This is a genomic window from Pseudomonas profundi (assembly GCF_008638305.1).
GTDB classification, from domain to species: domain Bacteria; phylum Pseudomonadota; class Gammaproteobacteria; order Pseudomonadales; family Pseudomonadaceae; genus Halopseudomonas; species Halopseudomonas profundi.
The window spans coordinates 25,119-42,308 of the sequence record NZ_VTPZ01000001.1 but is presented as its reverse complement, the minus strand read 5'-3'; the positions used below and the strand labels follow the sequence as shown (position 1 = coordinate 42,308).

At 58.7% G+C, this 17,190-nt stretch carries 14 protein-coding genes and 3 pseudogenes; 11 read left to right on the top strand and 6 right to left on the bottom strand.

What is annotated here, in order from left to right; all coding sequences use genetic code 11:
• Positions 1-167 precede the first annotated feature (167 nt).
• Positions 168-746: pseudogene (locus FZE95_RS19670) on the top strand (SOS response-associated peptidase family protein); the annotation flags it as partial.
• Here FZE95_RS19670 and phrB read toward each other — a convergent pair.
• Genes phrB through FZE95_RS00170 form a run of 3 tightly spaced genes read right to left on the bottom strand, consistent with a single transcriptional unit; the run spans position 746 to position 4,255 of the window.
• Complete coding sequence (phrB, locus tag FZE95_RS00180) at positions 746-2,374, bottom strand: deoxyribodipyrimidine photo-lyase (RefSeq protein ID WP_150298806.1); 1,629 nt, start codon at positions 2,372-2,374, stop codon at positions 746-748. The pseudogene FZE95_RS19670 and the gene phrB overlap by 1 nt on opposite strands.
• A gap of 10 nt (positions 2,375-2,384) precedes the next feature.
• The gene (locus FZE95_RS00175; RefSeq protein ID WP_223824912.1) at positions 2,385-3,299 is read right to left on the bottom strand and encodes a MerR family transcriptional regulator; all 915 of its coding nucleotides are present in this window, start codon (positions 3,297-3,299) and stop codon (positions 2,385-2,387) included.
• The gene (locus FZE95_RS00170; protein ID WP_150298804.1) at positions 3,296-4,255 is read right to left on the bottom strand and encodes a YbgA family protein; all 960 of its coding nucleotides are present in this window, start codon (positions 4,253-4,255) and stop codon (positions 3,296-3,298) included. The genes FZE95_RS00175 and FZE95_RS00170 overlap by 4 nt, the downstream gene beginning before the upstream one ends.
• Positions 4,256-4,393: 138 nt before the next feature.
• Between FZE95_RS00170 and FZE95_RS00165 the strand changes: the two genes are divergently transcribed.
• The gene (locus FZE95_RS00165; protein ID WP_223824911.1) at positions 4,394-5,152 is read left to right on the top strand and encodes an EAL domain-containing protein; all 759 of its coding nucleotides are present in this window, start codon (positions 4,394-4,396) and stop codon (positions 5,150-5,152) included.
• Positions 5,153-5,172: 20 nt separating this feature from the next.
• Here the strand turns inward: FZE95_RS00165 and FZE95_RS20000 are convergent.
• From FZE95_RS20000 to FZE95_RS00155, 3 genes and pseudogenes are all read right to left on the bottom strand, one after another.
• A pseudogene (locus FZE95_RS20000) lies at positions 5,173-5,619 on the bottom strand (methyl-accepting chemotaxis protein); the annotation flags it as partial.
• Between the two features lie 99 nt (positions 5,620-5,718).
• A pseudogene (locus FZE95_RS19995) lies at positions 5,719-6,405 on the bottom strand (PAS domain-containing protein); the annotation flags it as partial.
• A 415-nt stretch (positions 6,406-6,820) separates the two neighbouring features.
• Entirely contained in the window at positions 6,821-7,273 is a 453-nt protein-coding gene (locus tag FZE95_RS00155) for a PAS domain-containing protein (protein ID WP_150298802.1), read from the bottom strand.
• A 219-nt stretch (positions 7,274-7,492) separates the two neighbouring features.
• Between FZE95_RS00155 and FZE95_RS00150 the strand changes: the two genes are divergently transcribed.
• The 9 genes from FZE95_RS00150 to FZE95_RS00110 all read left to right on the top strand — a co-directional run bounded on the left by FZE95_RS00150 (position 7,493) and on the right by FZE95_RS00110 (position 17,184).
• Positions 7,493-8,464 carry a MerR family transcriptional regulator gene (locus FZE95_RS00150; RefSeq protein WP_150298801.1) on the top strand — a complete coding sequence of 324 codons (972 nt, stop codon included), beginning with the start codon at positions 7,493-7,495 and terminating at the stop codon, positions 8,462-8,464.
• Between the two features lie 91 nt (positions 8,465-8,555).
• Positions 8,556-9,515, top strand: a complete 960-nt coding sequence (locus tag FZE95_RS00145) for a cation diffusion facilitator family transporter (RefSeq protein WP_150298800.1) — start codon at positions 8,556-8,558, stop codon at positions 9,513-9,515.
• A gap of 78 nt (positions 9,516-9,593) precedes the next feature.
• Positions 9,594-9,995, top strand: a complete 402-nt coding sequence (locus FZE95_RS00140) for an antitoxin Xre-like helix-turn-helix domain-containing protein (RefSeq protein ID WP_150298799.1) — start codon at positions 9,594-9,596, stop codon at positions 9,993-9,995.
• Positions 9,989-10,690 (top strand): RES family NAD+ phosphorylase, encoded by a 702-nt coding sequence (locus FZE95_RS00135; protein WP_150298798.1) that lies wholly within the window; start codon positions 9,989-9,991, stop codon positions 10,688-10,690. The genes FZE95_RS00140 and FZE95_RS00135 overlap by 7 nt, the downstream gene beginning before the upstream one ends.
• 131 nt (positions 10,691-10,821) lie before the next feature.
• Positions 10,822-12,087, top strand: a complete 1,266-nt coding sequence (locus FZE95_RS00130; RefSeq protein ID WP_190324442.1) for a cation:proton antiporter — start codon at positions 10,822-10,824, stop codon at positions 12,085-12,087.
• Positions 12,088-12,129: 42 nt separating this feature from the next.
• Positions 12,130-12,918: an exodeoxyribonuclease III gene (gene xth / locus FZE95_RS00125; RefSeq protein WP_150298796.1), complete on the top strand. Its 789-nt coding sequence runs from the start codon at positions 12,130-12,132 to the stop codon at positions 12,916-12,918.
• Between the two features lie 547 nt (positions 12,919-13,465).
• On the top strand, positions 13,466-15,004 hold the full coding sequence (locus FZE95_RS00120; protein WP_150298795.1) for an MBOAT family O-acyltransferase: 1,539 nt from the start codon (positions 13,466-13,468) through the stop codon (positions 15,002-15,004).
• 21 nt (positions 15,005-15,025) lie between these two features.
• Positions 15,026-16,942 (top strand): HAD-IIIC family phosphatase, encoded by a 1,917-nt coding sequence (locus tag FZE95_RS00115; RefSeq protein WP_150298794.1) that lies wholly within the window; start codon positions 15,026-15,028, stop codon positions 16,940-16,942.
• On the top strand, positions 16,939-17,184 hold the full coding sequence (locus FZE95_RS00110; protein ID WP_150298793.1) for an acyl carrier protein: 246 nt from the start codon (positions 16,939-16,941) through the stop codon (positions 17,182-17,184). The genes FZE95_RS00115 and FZE95_RS00110 overlap by 4 nt, the downstream gene beginning before the upstream one ends.
• Positions 17,185-17,190: the final 6 nt, after the last annotated feature.

Here is a 17,190-nt window from a genome sequence, read left to right as displayed (position 1 = left end):
GTTCGGTTGACGGTCAGGCTCGTACCGGTAGTGGCGCTGTTTCACACATCGAGCGCTGCTAGCGGTAGCAACCAGCCGGCACGCAGGCGGCAATTGCTGGGCGGGACGACGGGCGCATAGCGTGTGTCAGCTATGCTTCAGTGAGGCACTCAGCCGGAGACCCGCCCATGTGTGGACGTATCGCGCAACACCGTGCGCTGCAGTTGTATCTTCGCTATCTGGCTAACCAGTCCCTGGAGCAGCCGACGAGCGAGCCACCGGTAGGTCGCTATAACGTGCCGCCGGGAACGCTGGTCCATCTGATCCGTCAGGACGGCGTTGACTTGCTTACTACTCAGGTGAAATGGGGTTACGCACCTGCATGGGCGAAAGAACGACGTGCCCCGGCTATCAATGCGCGGCTCGAAACCGCTGCAAGCAGTCGGTTCTGGAAAGCCATCTGGGGAATCGGGCGGTGCCTGGTACCCGCGGACGGTTGGTTTGAATGGGTCGCGGATGCGGATGACCCCAGGCGCAAGCAACCCTATTACCTCAGGCTGCAGGCTGATGAGCCGATGTTTCTTGCCGCTATTGCAGCCTTCTCACAGGGGGATAGTGCAGGGGGCTTCGCCATTATTACTGACGATTCGGATCAGGGCATGGTGGATATTCATGATCGGCGCCCTGTTGTGTTACCGCCGGATGTCGCACGCGAATGGCTTGACCCCGCCTTGCCGGCAAACCATGCCCATGATCTGGCACGTTATCACTCGCTGCCCGCCGATGCCTTTGAATGGTATGCCGTGACCAGAGCGGTAGGCAACGTCAGCAATGACGGCCCGGAGATGATTGCTCCGCTACCGCCAGAAGACACATCGCTACAGGAATCCCTCCCGCTTTTCTGATGCGCAGCCCGGGCATTCAACCTGTAAATTGTCGCCGAGTAACAGAGAAATCGGATGCTTGGCACATCTATTGATGAGAGACTCCTGAACGCGTTCAAGGCCCGTTGACGGCTTGCGGCGAGATCGATGATGGGCGGCGGGTAATCCGCCATACCGAACAAATCTCCAGCTGAAGCCGGTTCATGGATGCTGCGGTCGTCCAGTCCGGCCAGCTCGGGGAGCCAGTAACGAATGAAACGCCCGTCCGGATCGAATCGGCGGGACTGGGTGACGGGATTGAACAGGCGGAACCAGGGCACTGCGTCTGTACCGGTGGAGGCACTCCATTGCCAGCCGCCGTTGTTGGCGGCCAGATCACCGTCGATCAGATGCTGCATGAAGAAGCGTTCGCCCTCGCGCCAATCGATCAGCAGGTTTTTGGTGAGGAACATCGCCACCCCCATGCGCAGGCGGTTGTGCATCCAACCAGTGGCCAGCAGTTGCCGCATGGCCGCGTCGATCAGCGGAAAACCAGTGCGTCCCTGTTGCCAGGCGGCCAGCTCCTGCGGATTGTGGCGCCAGGGAAGGGCTTCGGTTGCCGAGCGAAATGCCTTGTGCCGCGATACCTGCGGATAACCGACCAGAATGTGTTTGTAGAACTCGCGCCACAGCAGTTCATTGATCCAGGTAACCGCACCAGGACTGCCGGTCTCGAACTCGCCGCGATTGCTGCGCAGCGCCGCATGCAGGCATTGGCGCGGTGACAGCACGCCCGCTGCAAGATAGGCCGAGATCTGACTGGTGCCGGGCTTGGCAGGGATGTCGCGGTCGCGGTTGTAGTCGTCCAGGCGCTCTGTCACAAAACGCTCCAGACGCTCGACTGCCTCGTGTTCGCCCGCTGGCCACAAGCCCTGCAAGGCGGCATCCGCTGTATCGAAACCCGCAACGCTGTCGGGGATCGGGTCGCTGGCGATTCCGAGTGGGGTTTGCGCAGACGGTAAGCCAACGCTTGTTGGCGGTGCGGTGTTCAGGCGTTGGTAACAGACCTTGCGAAACTGGCTAAAGACCTGAAAGTACTTGCCCGAACGCGACAGAATGCTGCCTGGCTGGAACAACACCTGGTCCAGGTGGCTGTGAAAACTGATGCCGAGTGCATCCAGGCCGGTTGTGACGTCCTCGTCGCGCCGCACCTCGTTGGCGCCGTATTCGGCATTCACCTGAACGCTGCCGATGTCATGCTCATGGCACAGATCAGCAATAACACCCGCGGCATCCGGCCAATGCCGCGCATGTCGGACGAGCAACGGAACATTCAGTTTCTTCAGCTCGCGTTGCAGCATTGCCAGGTTGCGTAGCCAGAAATCGACTTTGCACGGTGCATCATCGTGCGCCTGCCATTGGCCAGGGCTGAGGAGAAACACGGCAATAGTCGGCCCGGCCTGCATGGCGGCGGTCAGGGCGGTATTATCCTGAACCCGCAGATCGCTGCGAAACCACATCAACTGACGCATGTGAGAGTCCTCATTGGCCGTCGGGCAAGCTGAGCCGCTGCAAGCAGTGCAGAGCAGCCAATGGAGTGTCTGCCAGGTGCAGGGTGGACAGGCTCTGCAATGCGTCGCGGTGGATGCTCACGGCGTGGCCGCACAGCAATAGGGGTAGCTGACTGGCGCCAAGCAAGCGCTTCAGGTGAGCCGGGTCAATGCATTGATCACTGAACAGCAGCAGGGCGCACGGGCGGATTCGCTCTGCTGCCAGCGCCAGGTCTTCGGCCGGAACGGGCCATTCGAGCACCCGCACCGGGTAGCCGGCATTGCTTGCCAGCCAGGCGCATATCCACAGATTGGGTTCCATGGCGCGATCCGACAGGTTCAGCATCAACAGTGGCGCACCGCTCAGTAGCCGGTTTCCGTGGTAGATCCGGGCATTGAGTTTGCTGCGCAGCCAGGAGAGAAAAAATGCCTGTTCCACGCGCATGCTTGGGTGTGCGGCCCAGCGTGATTGCAGCTGCGCGAGCAAGGGGGACATCAGATGTTCGCATAATGTCTCGGAGGGATAGAGGGCCAGCGCCCGGTTGAATACGTCGTCCAGTTGGCGCTCGGCGAGCTGTTCGATACAAGCCAGCCATTCATTCAGCTGCTCATCCCATTGAGAGCTGATCGGCTCCCTGAGGGTTGGCGAGTCCTGTAACAGTCGCTTGACCTGACCGACCGCCACGCCGCGCTGCAGCCAACCGAGCACCTGGCGAATCCGGGCGATGTGTTCTGCGCTGTACAGGCGGTGGCCCTTGGGCGTGCGCTGGGGCTGGATCAGCCCATATCGACGCTCCCAGGCGCGCAAGGTGACCGGATTCACGCCGGTCTGGCGGGCCACTTCTCGGATCGGTAATAAGTCATCGGCCAGCTGGGAGCCGCTATCGGCACTGTGTGGCGTGATCACAATGCGTTACGCAGGCTGAGATCATCAGGGTGCGGCTGCAGGTACGCCTGACGATCAATGTAACTGTGCGGGTGCCGACGCAAATGGTGCTTGATCATGGTGATTGGCACGACCAGAGGCACTACTCCCGTGCGGTACTGCTCGATCAGCCGCTGCAGCTCCTGCTTCTCCGGCGAGCTGAGCGCGCGCTTGAGATAACCGGACAGATGCTGCAGCACGTTGGTGTGGCTACCGCGGTTGGCGGGTTGTTTCAGCGCGACCATCAGCTGGCTGAAGTACCGTGGCGCAAACGCCTCTAGCGGTATGGAGGCGCTTTGTGCCACCTCACGCCCGAGTTGTCGGTACTGCTCGCGGCATGTTGCCATGAGCTGATACTTGTAACGCTCATGAAAGGTGATCAACCCGCGCCGCGTCAGTCCGGCACGTTGTAGCCGTTGCCATTCGGCATAGGCGAAGACGCGGGTGATGAAGTTTTCCCTGAGTACCGCATCGTTCAGGCGACCGTCTTCTTCGACCGGCAGATCAGGACGCGCACGCATCAGCGCTGCGGCAAACAACCCACGGCCGCCGCCGTCAGCAGGCTGCCCGTTGTCCTGATATACCTTGACGCGTTGCATGCCGCAGGAAGGCGACTTCTGCATCAGGATGTAGCCGCAGATATCGTCCAGCTGCTCGGCGGTTTGCGTGCCGAAGGAGGTGAGCGCGTCGGTCACATCGATAGTGCGGTTGATGCTGCCCAATGCCTGGGGATTGGCTGGGTCGCCAACCAGGCGTATCGGTTCGCGCGGCGTGGCAAGGCCTATCGCCTGCTCCGGACAGAGCGGTATGAACTCGAAATGGCGGGCCAGAACATCCTTGCACAACCGCGATTGCTTATGGCCGCCGTTGTAGCGCACGGGATGTCCTAACAGGCAGGCGCTTATGCCGATCTTGATAGTGTCGAGGGTGACGGCCATGGATGTGCTCCTTGTACGAGATCCGTATGGTGTACATATTTTATAAGAGTACGATTTATATTGTACAAGTCAATGGTGTTGTATAAGAATACGTAGAACTTTTTGCATCATTCAATTCTTATATGGATATTCCTGTTTATGAGCCTTCAGCCTTCGAACAATCCCTGCCAGTCCTGCCGTGATGGAAAAGCCCTGGCGTTTGATTTCAGTATGGCGTTTCAGCCGATCGTTGATCTACGCGATAACAGCCTGTATGCCTACGAGGCGCTGGTGCGCGGCACCGACGGCAGCGGCGCTGGGGCAGTGCTTGGACGGGTCAACGAACACAACCGCTATGCCTTTGATCAGGCGTGCCGCGTCAAGGCCGTGGAGTTGGCTGCGCGCCTCCAGATGCCCTGTATGCTGAGCATTAACTTTCTGCCCAACGCGGTTTACCAGGCCGCGACCTGCATTCGCGCGACCCTGGCTGCTGCGCGGCGCTCTGGGTTTCCCACCGAGAAAATCATTTTCGAGATTACCGAGAGTGAGGAATTGGTGAACAAGGAGCATCTGAAAGACATCATCACGGAGTACCAACGGCAAAAATTCAGGACCGCGATCGATGATTTTGGTGCCGGTTATTCCGGGCTCAATTTACTCGCGGAATTCCAGCCGGACATTATCAAGATCGATATGGGGCTGGTGCGGGACATCGACACGCATCCGGTGCGCAGGGCCATAGTGCAGGGGATACTCGGCGTATGTCAGGCGCTGAATATCGAAGTTATCGCTGAGGGGATCGAGACGGAAGGTGAGCTGCGTGAATTGCGAAACCTGGGGGTTTATCTGTTCCAGGGTTATCTGCTCGCCCGTCCGGCTTTCGAAGCGTTGCCTGACGTAGCCTGGCCGGCATCCTGAGGCCGGCCAGGCAGCAGGCCTCAACGGTGCTGGTCGAGGGTCTGGGCGAATTGACCGATGGCCTGCACTACCTGCTGGGCGCCCAGATGGATGTCGAGAATCACTGAGCCGGCCTGATTGGCCAGGCTCACGCCTTGTTCTGCCTTGAGTGTGCCTGATTGCATGCTGCTTTCGGCCCGTCTGGCCAGCTCGCGGTTTTTACCCACCACCTCGGTAATCGCAACGGTTGCCTCGCTGGTACGCCGCGCAAGGTTGCGTACCTCTTCGGCTACCACTGCGAAGCCTCGGCCTTGTTCGCCGGCGCGTGCTGCCTCGATCGCGGCATTCAACGCCAGAAGGTTGGTTTGTTCGGCAATGCCACGAATCGCATCGACGATGCTGCCGATCTCTTCTGACTGCACACTCAGCGCGCTGATACCCTCTGCAACCTGGCGCAGTTCATCTGCGATGCTTTGCACGACGGTAACGGTTTGCTGAACGACTGCGGTGCCCTGTTCGGCATGCGCGTCAGTCTGTCGGGAGGTATCAAAGGCCAGTTGCGCTGCTTGCGTCTCAGCTTCGCGCTGTTCGACCTGCCGGGTAATATCAGTGGCGAATTTGACCACGCCATAGAGCTCTCCCTGCGCATCGAACAAAGGGTTATACGTCGCCTGAAGCCAGACTTTGGCGCCATATTTATTGATTCGCGCGAAGAGTCCGGCGCTGTACTCGCCGCGGTTGAGGCGGCTCCAGAATTGCCGATACTCGTCGCTCTGCACTTCAAGCGGCTGACAGAAGACCCGATGATGCTCGCCGCGAACCTCTTCCAGTCGGTAACCCATTACCTTCAGAAAATTGTCGTTGGCATGCACCACATGGCCTTCAAGGTCGAATTCGATGACCGCCATGGACCGGTCAACTGCCTGAACATAGCTGGACTCACTTTGCGAGCGCAATGTGCGCTGCGTGACGTCCGTGGCTATTTTGATGATGCGCTGTACCGCGCCGCTGGCATCACATACCGGAATATAATTGGCATCCAGCCAGAGCTGGCGTCCGTCATTTGCTCGTCGCAGCACTAGCTGGCTAAAGCGCTTTCCGGCTCGCAGACGCTGCCATAGATCGGCAAATTCACGGCTGTGCGCATAGGACGATTCACAAAGTCTGGCGTGATGCTGGCCACGAAGCTGATCCAGGGAATAGCCCGTCATGGCCAGGAACACCGGGCTGGCATCCAGCACCACGCCTGAAGGGCTGAACTCGACAATCGCCATGGCGTTGCGCAGGGCGGCTTGCTCGTCTCGAAGCGCCGCCAACTGGGTCTGGCAATCCTGTAGGGCGTCGTTCAGTTTACGAGTGCGGGTGAACATGATGGGGCTCCGTGAAACGTTCCGTGTAAGCAGGCTATCCATGCCGAAATCGGCGTGAGCGCACTTACGGCCTAAGTTGTACAAATAATCACATATGTATAACAACAGGTAAAGCATTCCCTGGTTCAGGCTTTGTACAGGTTTTGGGGGGTGCTTGTTAACAGAGGGGCAGGCTGGGAGCAGGAAGCGCCGCAGGATACGGCTCAGCAGGCGAGGGGGCTCTTCGGAGCACGCACCTGCATACAGAATATTATGTGACGAGTCAGAAGTCGGCGGCTGCTATCGCCGTATCCGCGGACCATCGATCCAGCCTGTTCGGTCAGGATTTCTCCTGTAGCTGCGTCAGCTGGCGCTTCAGTTCGGCGACCTCCGCTTCGAGCTCAAGCACTCGATCCTGAGCTTCGACTTCAACGCTCACGTCTTTCTGAATGCCGATGAAGTAGGTGAGCTGGTCGCCCTCGTTGAATACCGGGGTAATCGACAGCTCGTTCCAGAAGCCGGTGCCGTCCTGACGGTAATTACGAATGATCTGGCGGCACGGGCGGCCATTCTGAATCGCTTCGCGAATTGCAGCCAGACCGGGTTGGTCCCGGTCATCGTTCTGCAGAAAACGACAGTCCTGATAAAGAATGTCATCGACCTGATAACCCGTCAGACGCTGAAAGGCGGGGTTGGCATAGATGAGGATATTGTCGTCGCCTTCCTGTTCGGCTACCACGATGCCGTCATTGGATGCTTCGACTACCAGTTGCAGCAGTTTTGCGTTGATCATTCTTTTAACCCCGGTACGTTTGGCGCCATTCTAGAACAACTCGGCCTGACTGCAGCCTACTCAAAAGCGCTTTGGCAGGCATTATTCCACGTTCTTCCTGTTGTAGCTGGCGAAATGCCTTCATATTCTGTGAGTCGCCGCGGATTCGGGGTTTTATTGCCTGGCGATGATGGATCGCCGCGTTACAATGCCGACATTCATCCATAGCGTTTCCCGCCCATGACCAAACGAGCCGAGCCTGTGTCTGACCCTATCGAGCACTCTGTCACTGATGAACTGCTACCGATTCGTGAAGTGGTGCGCCTGACGGGCGTCAATCCGGTAACGCTGCGTGCATGGGAGCGCCGCTATGGGCTTATCCAGCCGGTGCGGACCGAAGGCGGGCATCGGCTGTATTCACTGGGTGACGTGGAAAACATTCGCAGCATCATGTCCTGGACAGAGCGCGGCGTAGCAGTGAGCAAGGTGGGCAGTCTGCTTGCACGCAGCAAGCCGGTTGATTCAGGGGCGCAGATCACATCGCAGGCCGGTGGCATCACGTTCGTCCCATCAGACGCCAGTGAGTGGCGCGGGTGGCAAGCACGTATCGGAGAGGCGCTGGCCGCTTTTGACCAAGCCCGTCTCGAGCAGGTGTACGGTCAGCTTTTCTCTACTTACCCGGTTTCGTTGATATTCGAAGAGGTACTGTTGCCCGTATGGCGCGAGCATAGGCATCAACGCGGGTTCGGTCAGCTCAGCCAGTGGCTGTTTTACGATGCCTTTCTTCGCGCCCGCGTGCTGCAACGCCTGCAGCTGGGCCGGCGCGCCTCAAACCGCTGCGTATTGCTCGCCGCGTTGCCTGAACACTGTCCTGAACTGGAGCTATTGGTAACTGGATTGTTGCTAGGCGCAGACGACGGAGCGGTCCAGGTGTTGCCAACGGGTCAGCCGCTTGATGAGTTGCCGCTGGTATGCCAGTCAGTCCAGCCTGAGGGGCTGGTCCTGTTCGCCCCGGTACCTGCCACGGCTACGTTGCTCCGGCATATAAACAAGCTGGCGCTGGCCATTGATTGTCCTCTGGCACTGGCCGGTGTCGGTGCGGAACTGGCCGAGGAACAACTCAAGGGCTCACCCATCGCCAATCTCGGCAGCGAGAGCCGGCTCATGCGTAGCCGGTTGGCGCAGTTCCTGGGAGGGCGGCTCGATACCTGAGTTGGGTCAGCGCCGGAGCAAAGCGCTAGCTCCGCTTGACGCTTCAGCAGTCGGATGGTTTCAATGGGCTGAAGCCCAGCGGAGCGCGTTCATGTCCAGCCATACCCATAGTCACAACGCCGATCACAACCACAACCATAGCCATAGCCATGGCAGCGGTATGACGTTGCTGTTTGCCCTGCTATTTACGACGGGCTTCGCCGTGGTAGAGGTTATTGGTGGCGTTATGGCCAGTTCATTGGCGCTGCTATCTGACGCGGGTCATATGTTTACCGACTCGCTGTCGTTGGCCGTGGGGGCCTTTTCCGCCTGGCTTGCGAGCAAACCCGCATCACGCGCGCATTCTTTTGGCCTGCAACGAGCCGAGGTGCTGGGCGCGCTGTTCAATGTGCTGTTCATGTTTGTGGTGATTGCGGTCATTGCGTTCGAGGCGATCGAGCGGATGCAGGACACGCCAACAGTAGATGGCGGTACCGTGTTGCTCATCGGTGGCCTGGGTTTGTTGGTGAATATCATCGTTGCCTGGGTGCTGATGCGCGGCGAGCAGACGATCAATGTACGCGGAGCGCTATTGCATGTGATGGGCGATCTGCTCGGCTCGGTCGCAGCCGTTGCCGCGGGCGCGATCATCTGGTTTGGGGGGCCCAGCGTCATGGATCCGATATTGTCGTTGGTCGTCTGCCTGCTGATTCTGATATCAGCGATCCGCTTGCTCGGCGTGGTGATTCGCGTGCTGATGGAAGGCGTCCCGCAGGGCATCAATTCCCGTGAAGTCGGGCAGGCACTGGCTGAGGTCGACGGGGTGATTGCAGTGCATGATCTGCACATCTGGAGCCTGTCCTCGACCAGTCACGCGCTGGCTGCCCACGTCGATCTCGAAGTAATGACCGAATGGCAGGCGGTGTTACCCCAGATGCAAACTTTGCTGAGTGAGCGCTTTGGTATCCAGCACAGCACCCTGCAGCCGGAGGATGCACAAATACGGCTCGATTGCGCAGTCGAGCAGAACTGCAGTGCAGGAGGGCACGGACGCTCAGGCCATGTCCATTGATGGTGGCGGATCAGGTGTGTTTGCAGATACTATTTTTCAGGTGTAGTCTTTATAGACATATCGCTTAAGGGTTGTCTCATGCTCAATACTGCCGCCGTTTCAGCAGATAAAACCGCCGCCGCTACCGGTTTGCGGACTGCCGTGACCATCCTCGACAAGTGGGGCGCCACAGGGGAGCAGGGCGAGGCAATATTGCGGGTCTCGCATAGCACCTATGCCCGTGCCAAGCGCAAGGATGGTCTGCAATCGATCAGTCTGGACCGGGATCAGCTCACGCGGCTGAGCTTCGTATTGAATATTCATGCAGCGCTGCGGACGATCTTTGATAACCCCGATAACCTCTACGGCTTCATGCGGATGCCGAACGACAATGGGTTCTTCTTTGGACGTTCACCTCTCGAGGTCATGGGCAGCGGCGACATGGTCGCGGTGTATGAAACCTTCAAGCGAATCGATGTTCTGCGGGGCAGTCGGTGGTAGCGGTCAGTAGCCTGCCGGTATTGCCGGCGCAATCGGTCCGCGCTTATCGACTGGTCAATTCCAAATTTCCGCCAATAGCCATCTTCGATGACGTCGCCAGCGCCGCCGAGTTTGATGATCTGTACGCGCTACAGGCGCTGACCAATCCGCGCATCCAGAACCAGACAGGCAATATGGAGCTTATCCCCCGCAGCGAAATTCCCTTCGGGATTCCAGGCTGCTCCTACGCAGCCGCGCCCTTCACCCACGTTAACCCGGAAGGCTCGCGCTTCAGCGACGGGACCTTCGGTGTGCTGTATCTGGCGGATCGCGTAGAAACCGCCATCGCTGAGGTCAGGCACCATCAGCAAGCCTACTGGTCCCGGGTTCCGGACCTGCGCTACGAGCGGTTTGTGTTTCGCGCACTGACCGCTCGTTTTGATGAGGCAGGTTCGGTGGATGCGCTGGGGGTGCCGCGTACAGATCCGATTTACTCGCCCACCGATTATGCTGCGCCTCGCATACTGGGCCGTGATGCGCGGGACGCCGGCGCCACAGCCATCCGTTACCACTCGGTGCGTCAGGCAGACGGAATTTGCTGGGGGCTGCTCACACCCAGGCAGGTTTCATCCATCGTCCAGACCGCGCACTACGAAATGATATGGAGCGGTGAGATTGCCGCAGTGCACAAGCTGTCGACTTTCATGGGTAGATAGCGGCGCTCAGCATGCACTTCTGAGCTGGGCGGGCCGTGCGATCAAAACTCCGAAACGAAACGGTATCGACTCCATTCTGGAACTTCCCTCACATGACGGCCTCGCAAGGACATAGCATTCAGGAGCCAGTCATGGAGCAACTCAACCTTTCTCTCGCTGTGATGGGGGCAACGGCGGTCGGTGTCGCCCTGATGTCGTCGGCGCTCAAACGGAGCCCTGTGACCGAGTCGATCCTGGCCATGGCAGTGGGGATTGCCGTGGGTCCGTACGGGCTGGCATTGCTTGATCTGTCGAAGTGGGGTGACGAGACAGCAATACTTGAGCAGGCTTCGCGACTGACACTGGCGATCGGTCTGATGGGTGTTGCGCTGCGGCTCAAACGGGAAAGTCTGAGGGTCCTGCTGAAGCCTATTATCGTGCTGCTGACTATTGTCATGCTGGCAATGTGGTTGACTTCGTCTTTGCTTGCGGGCTGGTTGCTGGGGCTGCCGCTGTGGGCTGCGCTGCTGTTTGGCGCGGTGGTTACGCCAACGGACCCGGTCGTGGCGAGTACCATCGTCACCGGAAAATTTGCCAAGACGCACCTGCCGCTGCGCATCCGTGATGGCCTGTCGCTGGAATCCGGCGCGAATGACGGCCTGGCCTATCTGTTTGTCATGCTGCCGATTTTCATGATGACGCTCGCGCCAGGGGCGGCGTGGTCCAAGTGGTTGCTTGAATCGGTGCTTATCGGCGTTGTGTTTGCCGTTGTGTTGGGAGGTGTGATCGGTTTTAGTGCGGCGAGACTGCTGTCATTGGCCGAGCGCCATGGCCTGGTCGACAAGACCTCGCTGCTGGGTTACACGGTCGCGTTTTCGTTATTCGCGCTTGGCTTGGCGGAGCTGCTCAAGGCGGATGCGGTCGTTTCCGTATTTCTGGCGGGATTGACCTTCAATCTGTTCAGCGACAAGAACGACGAGCATGAGGAGGAAAAAATCCAGGAGGGCGTAGCGAAGCTGTTCACGCTACCCATGTTCGTGATTTTCGGTATCGCTTTGCCTTTCGCGGCGTGGGCCGAGCTGGGTTGGCCGCTGCTCGCGCTGACGATCCTGATTCTGCTGCTGCGCAGACCACCGATACTGCTGATGTTATATCCGGCTCTCAGGCGCTACTGGACAACCCCGGACGTGCGCTTCATTGGGTGGTTCGGCCCGATCGGCATCGCCGCCATCTATTACGCCAGCCTGGCGCACAAGCATATGGACCAGCCGCTGTTCTGGCACGCGGGCAGCGCGATCATCTTTGCGTCTATTCTGGTACATGGCATCACCGCTGCGCCTTTGACACGTTTGTATGCACGCCATGCAGGCGTGCCACCAGAGGGTAGCCGTGTACTCAGCAGGCGTGATGACGAATGAAAATCGGCTAACAGTCATATCAATCGCGAAGGGGACGGGTCCGTGAGCAAGCTGAAAATTGCGACCTTCAACATCAACGGCATCCGGTCGCGTCAGGCCGCTCTGCTGGAATGGCTTGAGAAAGAATCGCCGGATGTTGTGTGTCTTCAGGAGCTGAAAGCGCCTGACGAGGGATTCCCTGTCGATGCAATCAACGATGCGGGTTACGGGGCCATCTGGCACGGACAGAAATCCTGGAACGGGGTCGCCATACTGGCAAGAGGCACGGACCCGCTGGAAACCCGCCGCGGACTGCCGGACGACCCTGATCCTGGCCAGAGTCGGTATATCGAGGCCGCCGTCCAGGGTGTGATTGTTGGCTGCATCTACCTGCCCAACGGTAATCCCCAACCGGGTCCCAAATTCGATTACAAGCTGGAGTGGTTAGAGCAACTGATAGGCCATGCGCAGGGATTGTTTGAATCAGGGCATCCGGTCGTGCTGGCAGGTGATTACAACGTTATCCCTACTGATTTTGATATATACAACACGCGCTCCTGGAAGAAGGACGCGCTGCTGCAGCCGGAGTCGCGAGAATGCTACCAGCGGTTGCTCGACCAGGGTTGGACCGATGCGCTGCGCACGCTCTACCCGGAGGAGCGTATCTATACTTTCTGGGATTACTTCCGTCAGCACTGGAAGACCAACTCGGGCCTGCGCATCGATCATCTGCTGTTGAGCGCAGATCTGGCGCCGAAGCTGGTCGATGCAGGGGTGGACCGTTGGGTGCGGGATCTACCCAAGGCCAGCGATCATGCGCCTACCTGGATTGAGCTGGATTTTAAACATTAAGGCCACTGGTTTTCGGTTCGGGGCTGGTAAATGGAAACCCAAATCCCCCTATCCCCCTTTGCAAAGGGGGGAATTATTCCGTGCTTCGCTTGCTGGCCCGGTCAACTGGCACGACTCTGCAAACAGCGTGAAGAATCAGTAGGGTTTGGCCCGATAATCATTTCACTACTCGCTCCGCTGTGGACGTTCAAGAGCTTCGACAGTCATCGGGCTGCCAGAAAGCTCGGGCGCCGCTAGCACTCACAGTCAAACTGCTCAATGGCGCATAAACCTTGCCCCCCTTGGCAACAGGGGGGCAGGGCGGTTCGGCTTTCGACCTGGCCCAACAGACCGGGCAGCGGAGCATATCCACTCGATCAGACTTCGCCTGCAGCCGTCATGCTGATGTCGTATAACCCGCTTGTTCTGAAACTTTCTGTTACCAATTCAGTCGGACCTAGCAACGGAACGGTTCGCACAGGAAACGGAACACCTGGTCGTCGTGCTGGGCTAATTACAAGTCAGCATTTTTATGGATGGTTGTGAGCGTTATTGAGGGAGCCGGGCAGTGCTTTTCAATTCTGCAGTTTTCATCCTTGGATTTCTCCCGGTAGTGCTGCTCGGGTTTTTTCTCTTCGCTGGATCAGGCCGCCAACGCCTGGCAGTGATCTGGCTCACCGTAGCCTCGCTGGTCTTCTATGGCTGGTGGAATCCGTCATACGTTCCGTTGCTGGCCGGCAGCATGGTCGTCAACTACCTGTTAGGTGGCTATCTTCTACGCAGCCCCTCACGTGTGCTGTTGGTCCTCGGCGTTGCGGCCAACGTGCTTTTGCTTGGCTATTACAAGTACACCGGATTCCTCTTTGCCACGCTTGATACGGCCGTGGGACTGGACTGGTCGATTGATAACATCATCCTGCCCCTGGCTATTTCATTCTTTACCTTCCAGCAGATCGCCTATCTGGTCGATGCGCATGACGGACAGGTACAGGAGCATGATTTCTTCAATTATTGCCTGTTCATTTCTTTCTTTCCCCAGTTGATTGCCGGCCCTATCACGCACCATGGGGAAATGTTGCCGCAATTTCGCGACGAAGAGACCTTTCGCCCCCGTGCAGACAATCTGGCAATTGGCGCCACCATCTTCCTGCTGGGTTTGTTCAAAAAGGTGGTGCTGGCCGATCCGCTTGGCGGCATGGCTTCCCCCGTCTTTGCCAGCGCTGCCTCGGGGGTTATCCCGTCATTTTTCGAGGCCTGGACGGGTGCGCTGACCTATACGCTGCAGATCTATTTCGATTTCTCCGGCTATAGCGACATGGCGATCGGCCTGGGGCTTCTGTTTGGCATTCGTCTACCGGCGAACTTCAACAGCCCGTTCAAGGCGCATAACGTGATCGAATACTGGTCGCGCTGGCATATGACGCTTACCCGGTTTCTGACTGCCTATATCTACAACCCGATAGTTATGGGCCGCACCCGGGCCCGTATGAAGGCAGGCAAGCCACAGCCCCGGCGCGGCAAGATGACCTTTGGCACCTTTGTCGCCCTGGTGGCCTATCCCACGTTGTTCACCATGTTTGTGTCCGGAGTCTGGCACGGGGCAGGCTGGCAGTTCGTCGCCTTTGGTCTGCTGCACGGCATGTATCTGGTGGTCGCGCATGGCTGGCGAGCTTACAAGGTGCGCCAGGGCTGGGCCCTGGACAGTGAAAACAGGTTGCACCATATCGCGGCAGTATTGCTGACCTTTGGCTGCGTGGTCGTTGCGATGGTGTTTTTCCGCGCGCCGGATCTCGCCACGGCGATGACCATGCTGGCGGGTATGGCCGGCCTAAGCCCTCAGGAAAGTACTTTCTACCGGGCCGATATTCTTTATATCGCCGTGCATCTGCTGATCGTCTGGGGGCTCCCGAATGTCGAGCAGTGGATGGGCAAGGTGCGCACCGCGCTGGACTTCCATGTTCAGGAAAACTGGGTGCAGCGTTGGGTGCCCGTAGCGCTCTGGCAGCCCACACCTGCAATTGGAGTGGTGGTCGGTGTGGCTGGGTTCTTCGCGCTGGCGATTGCCTTCTCGGTAGCCCCGACAGAATTCCTATACTTCCAGTTCTGATTACACAAGGAGCACGGAACCATGGCAGAGCTGCATTGGTTACCTCGGCATGCTGATCCCGGCGCTGCATTGAATGCCGCCAAGGCCGAGCCTGATCCGGGCCAACGCCTGGCCCGGGCGATTGAACTTGCCGGTTATCAGCGCGATTTTGTATTGACGACCCGGCTTGACCGGTTTGCCAGTAAAGCACTCAGCGATCCCGACCCTGCGCGCAAGGCCGGATTGACGCCATTGCGTGTTGCCCTCCTGTCGTCCCACACAGTGGACCATCTGGTACCCGCGATCCGCGTTGCGGGCCTGAATCGGCGTCTGGCGCTGTCGGTGCATGTTGCCCCGTATGGCATGTATCGCCAGGCATTGCTGGTCGACGACCCGGAGCTGACTGCGTTCGCGCCACAGCTGATACTGCTTGCTCTGGATGCGCGGGATGCGCCACTGCAGCTGTCCCTGCAAGCAACTAAGGGGGAAGTAGACGAGGCAGTGCAAGCCAGAGTCAATGAGCTGCGCCAGTTATGGCGCGCTGCGCGGGAACGGTTTGCTGCGCGCGTTGTTCAGCAGACGCTGGTTCCCGTTGATCCGCCGGTGTTTGGTTCATATGAGGGGCTGGTTCCGGCCGCGCCCTATGCGGTTATCGATCGGCTCAATGCTGCTATACGCGCTGCCGCCCGGGAGGAGGGCGTACTGCTGATGGATCTGGCCTGGCAGGCGGCACAGGGGCATTACGGGCCGGGACTTGGCGACGCGACACGCTGGCATCAGGCCAAGCAACTGGTAAGCCCGGAGCTGGCGCCCTTGTATGGCGATCATCTCGCGCGTATTGCGGCGGCGAGTGCCGGGCTTTCACGCAAATGCCTGGTGCTGGATCTCGACAATACGCTGTGGGGCGGCGTAATCGGTGATGACGGAATCGAGGGTATTCACCTTGGTCAGGGCTCGCCCACCGGCGAAGCCTTTGTCGCGTTTCAGCGTTATGCCGACCTGTTGGCTCAACGTGGTGTCATTCTCGCGGTATGCAGCAAGAACGATATCGCAGTCGCCGAAGCAGCCTTCAAGCATCCCGAGATGGTGCTCAAGCGCGGCGACATTGCGGCCTTTGTTGCCAATTGGGAAGACAAGGCCGGCAACCTTCGGCGTATCGCCTCGATGCTCGATATCGGCCTGGATAGCCTGGTTTTCGTCGATGACAATCCGGCCGAGCGCGACATAATCCGGCGGGAATTACCTGAAGTGGCAGTGCCGGAATTACCGGATGATATCGCCGGTTATCCTGCCTGCGTGGCGGCTGCCGGCTATTTTGACGCGGTGTCCTTCACGTCGGACGATGCCGCGCGCGGACGCAGCTATGCGCTGAACGCCGAACGCAAGGTCGCCATGAGCCAGGCAACCGATATCGAAGGATATTTGCGCGGCCTTGAAATGCAGCTGAGCGCAATCCGGATCGGGGCCGCTGAGCTGCCGCGCGCCACTCAGCTAATCAACAAGACCAATCAATTCAACCTGTCCACGCGACGTTACAGCGAAGCTGAAGTCGAACGCATAGCGAATGATTCGCAGGCCATTGCGCTGGCCGTACGTCTGAAAGACAAGTTCGGCGATAACGGCCTGATCAGTGTGGTAATGGCGCGTCCGGACCCCGGCGTCGGCAACAGCGAGTTGCTGATTGATAGCTGGTTGATGAGTTGCCGGGTACTCGGACGCCAGGTGGAGCAGGCCGTACTCGAAGTGCTGGCCAGGCTCGCAGCCGAATACGGGCGCACCGCACTGATCGGCGAATACCGCCCGACCCAGCGTAACGGCATGGTTGCCGAACATTACCCGCGCCTGGGATTTGAACCCGTCGAGACGCCCGAATGGGCCGAGCCGGACGCCAGCTTCTGGCGTCTCGATCTTCACAACACACCTGAAACCCATCACTTCATAGAGATCCTGAATCCATGACCGAAACAGAGATTCTGAGCGCACTCCACCCGATTTTTCAGGACGTATTCGATGACGACGATATTGTTATCGATTCAGAAACCACCGCCGAGGACATCGAGGGCTGGGATAGCCTGGCCCACGTTAATCTGGTTGTGGCTGCGGAGCAGCGCTTCGGCGTCAAATTCCGTACGGCCGAGCTGGAGTCCATGCGCAATGTCGGCCATTTCGTCGCGTTGATCAGTACCAAGCTCAACGGATAATTATCC

Excerpts from the sequence above, each read along its gene's own strand:
- phrB (WP_150298806.1), bottom strand. The coding sequence starts at position 2,374 with ATGCGTCAGTTGATGTGGTTTCGCAGCGATCTGCGGGTTCAGGATAAT.
- FZE95_RS00170 (WP_150298804.1), bottom strand. The coding sequence starts at position 4,255 with ATGGCCGTCACCCTCGACACTATCAAGATCGGCATAAGCGCCTGCCTG.
- FZE95_RS00165 (WP_223824911.1), top strand. The coding sequence starts at position 4,394 with ATGAGCCTTCAGCCTTCGAACAATCCCTGCCAGTCCTGCCGTGATGGA.
- FZE95_RS00155 (WP_150298802.1), bottom strand. The coding sequence starts at position 7,273 with ATGATCAACGCAAAACTGCTGCAACTGGTAGTCGAAGCATCCAATGAC.
- FZE95_RS00150 (WP_150298801.1), top strand. The coding sequence starts at position 7,493 with ATGACCAAACGAGCCGAGCCTGTGTCTGACCCTATCGAGCACTCTGTC.
- FZE95_RS00145 (WP_150298800.1), top strand. The coding sequence starts at position 8,556 with ATGTCCAGCCATACCCATAGTCACAACGCCGATCACAACCACAACCAT.
- FZE95_RS00140 (WP_150298799.1), top strand. The coding sequence starts at position 9,594 with ATGCTCAATACTGCCGCCGTTTCAGCAGATAAAACCGCCGCCGCTACC.
- FZE95_RS00130 (WP_190324442.1), top strand. The coding sequence starts at position 10,822 with ATGGAGCAACTCAACCTTTCTCTCGCTGTGATGGGGGCAACGGCGGTC.
- FZE95_RS00115 (WP_150298794.1), top strand. The coding sequence starts at position 15,026 with ATGGCAGAGCTGCATTGGTTACCTCGGCATGCTGATCCCGGCGCTGCA.
- FZE95_RS00110 (WP_150298793.1), top strand. The coding sequence starts at position 16,939 with ATGACCGAAACAGAGATTCTGAGCGCACTCCACCCGATTTTTCAGGAC.